Here is a 4,346-nt window from a genome sequence, read left to right as displayed (position 1 = left end):
GTCGATGTTTTTCCGGTACCCCCGGCGGCAGTAGGTGATCTCAAGGCCAAACAGGGTAACGATGGTCCTTTTCCTTTTGCCTATGGACTCCCAGCCGGACATGGCGCGGGTAAACTTGTTTTTCATCGCCAGGGCCTGATCCATGGCGGTAAAAAGGTGTCCCAGGTTGAGGCCGCAGACCTTCGACGCTATCACCCGGCGGGTAAACTTACGCTTTCACCTCGCCAGGCTCTCGGCCTGGGAAGCTAGGGTCTATCTCCAGCACCACCTCCCGGTGGCGGGTGTCAAGCGCGCTTTTCTCCGACGTGGCCGTCGCCGCGATCTACTACTTCTCCAAGGGCATACCCCGCGAGATCATATCTGCACCGCCTGCCTGCTGGATGAGTTTCTGCAGGAAAAACCGCTCATCGGCGAGGCCACGGCTAGGTGTGTCCTTGGAGAGTTCGAAGATGACTCGTGATCCGGCGCGCGCGGCCGGTTTTCTACTGCGGCCAGCAAATTAGAACAGATCCCGGTCAGATAATGTGGGCAGTAATAGCATAATTCACTAATTATTGCAGGTTCCTTACTGTTTTACTACCCTCTTTAAGAAGTACCCTTCGGGGTCAATGACCTCCCGCAAGAGTCTTAAGTCTTCCTTGGTCGGCTCCGCCATCTCTTTTACGTCGGGCGGGATAATGAGTTCAAAGTCCACCAGTTCCTGAATGTCTGTGGGCTCCAGTCCCGGCCTCACTTCTAAGAGCTTCATCCGCCTGGTTTCCTCGTCAAAACCAAAGAGAGCCTGGTTGGTGATCACCCGGTAAGGGCCGGACCCCATTACACCAGCCTTCTCCCTGTAATCCGGCGAACCATCCCCAAAGCCGATGCTGGTCAAAAAGTCCACTTTTTTCACAAACCGTCTCTTCTCCAAGGCCATGATGATGATTGTCTTCTCACAGTTGGCCGCCATGGCCCCGGCACCGCCGCTACCGGGGAAGCGTACCTGCGGCCTGCTGTAGTTGTTGCCTTCAATGGTAGAGCAGACGTTGCCGTACATATCGATCTGCGCGCCGCCAATAAAGGCGTAGTCGGCGTAGCCCCGCTGGGTGAGCTCAAACGCGGCGCACAGGCCCTTTAAGAAGCAGGACTTGCGGGCCGCCCGCGTATCACCTACGGAAAGCGGCATGCCCATTTCCAGGATGGGAGCGAGCGAGCCGGCTTCGTAGATCATGTAGAGGTTTGGGGCGTGGGTGAGCTGGGCGTGCATGGCAGCAATGATCGGCAGGCCCGTGCCCACAAACACAATCTTTTCGTCCTCTAGAACCCTCGAGCCCGTGTAGGCAATCATTTCAAAAGGGGTATATTCAGACATTCATTATACCTCCTTGAATTTATAGTGGCCTATGGTTCAAACCTAATCTTTTTAGCCGCTCACATACAAGTCTTTAGATGATAATGGGCTGGCCACCGTCAAGCTCCTTGACCTTCTTTAAGGTCTTGTAACCGACTTTCTCGAGGAAGTCGTCAAAGGTTTCACAACCAAAGATGTACTCGTCGTAGTACTTCTTGAGGGCGTCCTTGTTGCCGGTCTTGCGGAAGTCTTCGCATATACTGCGGAACATCCCCAAGTGATCCATGTCAAACCAGTAGAAGCCGTAGCAGGCGCCTGGGTATGCGCCGTAGGGCTGCTCAATGAGGGCGTCGACGGCCGGGTAAGGAATTTCCGTCAGGTTCGGGTACGACCTGATGTTCTCGGTGGGGATGATCTTTTCAGTAGTCATAACGGTGTAGGTCGAAGCTATTGCAATTTCCGGGCAGGTGCAGTGGGCACCGAAGATGCGGGCATTGCCGTACATATCGGCAGCCGTGACGTGAACAATCCCCACATCCGGGTGACAGGCCGGCAACAGGTAGACGTTCTTACCCGTAAACGGGCACTGGATCATCATTCCCCGGTTAACCAGCTCCATATCCGAGCCGCCGTGGTCGCGCACCGGGATAAAGGGAATGCCCATGGCCGCTGCTTTAAACCTGGCCGACATGCCGTAGTTGGTGTAGTCATCCAGCTCAATCATGCCATTGGTGGTCAGGTAACGGAGGAGCGGGGCAATGCCGATAATTTCGTAGCCCCACCAGGCCAGCTCAACGCGCTTTATGGAAACCCTGTCCGGGTCGAGGATCATAGCTCCCGCCAAAAGCTCCGGGCAAATGGAGTTGGAGTGGAGGGAGAGGGTGAGATCCCTTACCCCGTGGCGGATGATCTCATGAATGATAGCTACCGGAACCCTCGTGTTCACAAAGCCGCCAATGCCCAGGTTGATCCCGTCTTTAATAAACTTGGCTACAGCTTCCTTGAGGGTGGTCCTTTTATCTTTTAGGGCGTGCGACTTGTTGATCATAATTTTTCTTGCTTCATCGGGAGTTGGGCCCCAGAACTCAAACTTTTTCTCTTCGTACTGCAAGTTGGAAACATTCTTGATTTTCGAGCTCACAGAGCCTAACATTTTTTAACCTCCTTAAAACAGGGATACTTGGTAATTATTCTCTAGTGCTTTTCTTAAACATCTTTAGCCCGGCTGCAGCGGCTAACTACCACCTCCTCTTTAACGGCCTTGGGCGCTCCGAGTTGCCCCGGAGTGCCAGGCCTTAGACAGATACCTTGGCGGGCGGTTCTGTAATGGCCAGGAGGATCAATCCTATTGCTTCTATTACCGCGGCTACCAGGAAGGGGGTCAGGTAACTCTTGGTGGCGTCGAGTAGTATGCCAGCCACATAGGAACCGGCAAAGCCGGCCAGGCCCCACGAGGTAAGCGGTATCCATCTGGGCATGGCTTTTACTTCAGAAGACATATTTACACCTCCTGTTAATGGAATTGGTGCTTCCGAAACACATCCTCCAAACCAGGAAAGCGGGCCAGCCCGGGATTTCAAACCTTTCGAAAATGACCAGGGCAATGAGCACCAAAACAGAGATGAGAATACCAAAGACCGTTCTTGCGCCCCATGGAAGGCTCGGAGCTTCTTGCTTTTCCAAAATTAACACTCCTTTCTTCAATCTTGGCTCTCACAAGAGTCCAGGTCTACTTTCCCCTTTGCCTACCCTACGGGCGCAATCTGCCATTCTCAGTTACGCTTTATCACCTCCACCATGCGCTTTTTAATCTTGCCGTGGGTACAGGTGCGCTACCTGGCCAGCCATATCCTAAGCCAAATTGCCCGCCGCATTAGCGGGGACTGGCTCAGCAAATACGGTCATCCTGTCTACTTGCTGGAGACATTTGTCGAGGCACGCCGTTTTCAGGGTATCAGCTATCAGGCCTCAAGATGGATTTACGCGGGCAAAACCTAGGGGCGGGGGAGGCGACCGCCATCATAACCCTTTCCGGGTACCTATAAAGGACATTAATTTTTGGGCTTCAAGCCTTGTGGCGCAAGGGTTCTTGGTGGTTACTTACCGGATCCAAGTTAAAATAACATAAGAATACCGAAAACATTATAAAAGGCTCAGATTCACCAGTACCCTTTTGACTGCGTCAAAAACCTTTGTTGTAGGAATATCCAATATACTTTTACCGGCTATATCAGCATCCCGAATTGCATCATCTTCAGGAATCGTCCCGTATAATGAAAGTTCCAAAGGAATTGATATTTTACTTTTCTCTTCTTTACTTCTTATCCTGTTTAATAAAAGCCCCGCTCTTTCATAGTTAATGGCTTTATCCGCAACTTGTTTTATGGTTTTTGCAACATTCAATCCTTTAACAGAAGCATCAGACACTAAGAATAAATGGGTTACTCTGCGTAAAACTCTTCGATTCACCTGCTCGATACCGGCTTCTCCGTCTATTACAACAAAATCAAAGTTCTTTGCCAACGTTTCAATTATATCTTTTAACATGCTGTTTACCTGGCAGTAACAACCGTCTTTTTCCGGACGGCCAATAGCAAGGAAAGCCAAGTTGTCCCTTTCTTCAAGGGCCTCAAAGATTTCATAGTCGAGACTGAAAACAATTTCCCTCTTGTCTCCCTGACTGCCGCTTTCAACCCTGCTGATTAAATTGTTGCGTATGTCGTCCACGGTTTTTCGCACATTAAAACCGAGAGCGGCGGCCAAACCTACGGCCGGGTCGGCGTCAATAGCCAAAACCCTGTGTTCCTTGTTCTCGACAAGAATTTTGGTTATAGCCGCACTGATGGAGGTTTTTCCCACCCCTCCCTTTCCGCAAACTGCAATTACCCTTGTCGGCTTTTTATCATTCATTGAGCCGTCACCTTTTTCCGTGCCAGCGAATTTCGTATGCTTCTCAATTCGCCAACTTCACTGCATATCTCGTTATATTCACAGGCGCTGCAGTCAAAAGACATCT

6 protein-coding genes are annotated in these 4,346 nt (G+C 51.2%); 2 read left to right on the top strand and 4 right to left on the bottom strand.

Features of this window, described 5'->3' with window-relative positions; all coding sequences use genetic code 11:
* Nucleotides 1–166 precede the first annotated feature (166 nt).
* On the top strand, nucleotides 167–460 hold the full coding sequence (locus tag H5U02_14230) for a hypothetical protein (protein MBC7343580.1): 294 nt from the start codon (nucleotides 167–169) through the stop codon (nucleotides 458–460).
* A gap of 105 nt (nucleotides 461–565) precedes the next feature.
* On the opposite strand, the gene H5U02_14225 is transcribed toward H5U02_14230, so the two are convergent.
* The 3 genes from H5U02_14225 to H5U02_14215 all read right to left on the bottom strand — a co-directional run bounded on the left by H5U02_14225 (nucleotide 566) and on the right by H5U02_14215 (nucleotide 2,829).
* The gene (locus tag H5U02_14225) at nucleotides 566–1,351 is read right to left on the bottom strand and encodes a glutaconate CoA-transferase (GenBank protein MBC7343579.1); all 786 of its coding nucleotides are present in this window, start codon (nucleotides 1,349–1,351) and stop codon (nucleotides 566–568) included.
* Nucleotides 1,352–1,424: 73 nt separating this feature from the next.
* Entirely contained in the window at nucleotides 1,425–2,483 is a 1,059-nt protein-coding gene (locus H5U02_14220) for a CoA transferase subunit A (protein ID MBC7343578.1), read from the bottom strand.
* 142 nt (nucleotides 2,484–2,625) lie between these two features.
* A complete protein-coding gene (locus H5U02_14215; protein MBC7343577.1) occupies nucleotides 2,626–2,829 on the bottom strand; it encodes a hypothetical protein in 204 nt (67 codons plus the stop codon).
* Between the two features lie 298 nt (nucleotides 2,830–3,127).
* Between H5U02_14215 and H5U02_14210 the strand changes: the two genes are divergently transcribed.
* Nucleotides 3,128–3,328, top strand: coding sequence for a DUF4338 domain-containing protein (locus H5U02_14210; GenBank protein ID MBC7343576.1), 201 nt, complete (start codon nucleotides 3,128–3,130; stop codon nucleotides 3,326–3,328).
* Between the two features lie 144 nt (nucleotides 3,329–3,472).
* Here H5U02_14210 and H5U02_14205 read toward each other — a convergent pair whose 3' ends face one another.
* Complete coding sequence (locus tag H5U02_14205; protein MBC7343575.1) at nucleotides 3,473–4,240, bottom strand: AAA family ATPase; 768 nt, start codon at nucleotides 4,238–4,240, stop codon at nucleotides 3,473–3,475.
* Nucleotides 4,241–4,346: the final 106 nt, after the last annotated feature.

This window comes from Clostridia bacterium, from assembly GCA_014360065.1.
In the GTDB taxonomy this organism is placed as follows: domain Bacteria; phylum Bacillota; class DSM-521; order Neomoorellales; family JACIYF01; genus JACIYF01.
Note: the sequence above shows the minus strand (reverse complement) of the source record. Positions and strands in the feature narration are given on the sequence as shown.

Excerpts from the sequence above, each read along its gene's own strand:
- H5U02_14225 (MBC7343579.1), bottom strand. The coding sequence starts at position 1,351 with ATGTCTGAATATACCCCTTTTGAAATGATTGCCTACACGGGCTCGAGG.
- H5U02_14220 (MBC7343578.1), bottom strand. The coding sequence starts at position 2,483 with ATGTTAGGCTCTGTGAGCTCGAAAATCAAGAATGTTTCCAACTTGCAG.
- H5U02_14210 (MBC7343576.1), top strand. The coding sequence starts at position 3,128 with ATGCGCTTTTTAATCTTGCCGTGGGTACAGGTGCGCTACCTGGCCAGC.
- H5U02_14205 (MBC7343575.1), bottom strand. The coding sequence starts at position 4,240 with ATGAATGATAAAAAGCCGACAAGGGTAATTGCAGTTTGCGGAAAGGGA.
- H5U02_14215 (MBC7343577.1), bottom strand. The coding sequence starts at position 2,829 with ATGTCTTCTGAAGTAAAAGCCATGCCCAGATGGATACCGCTTACCTCG.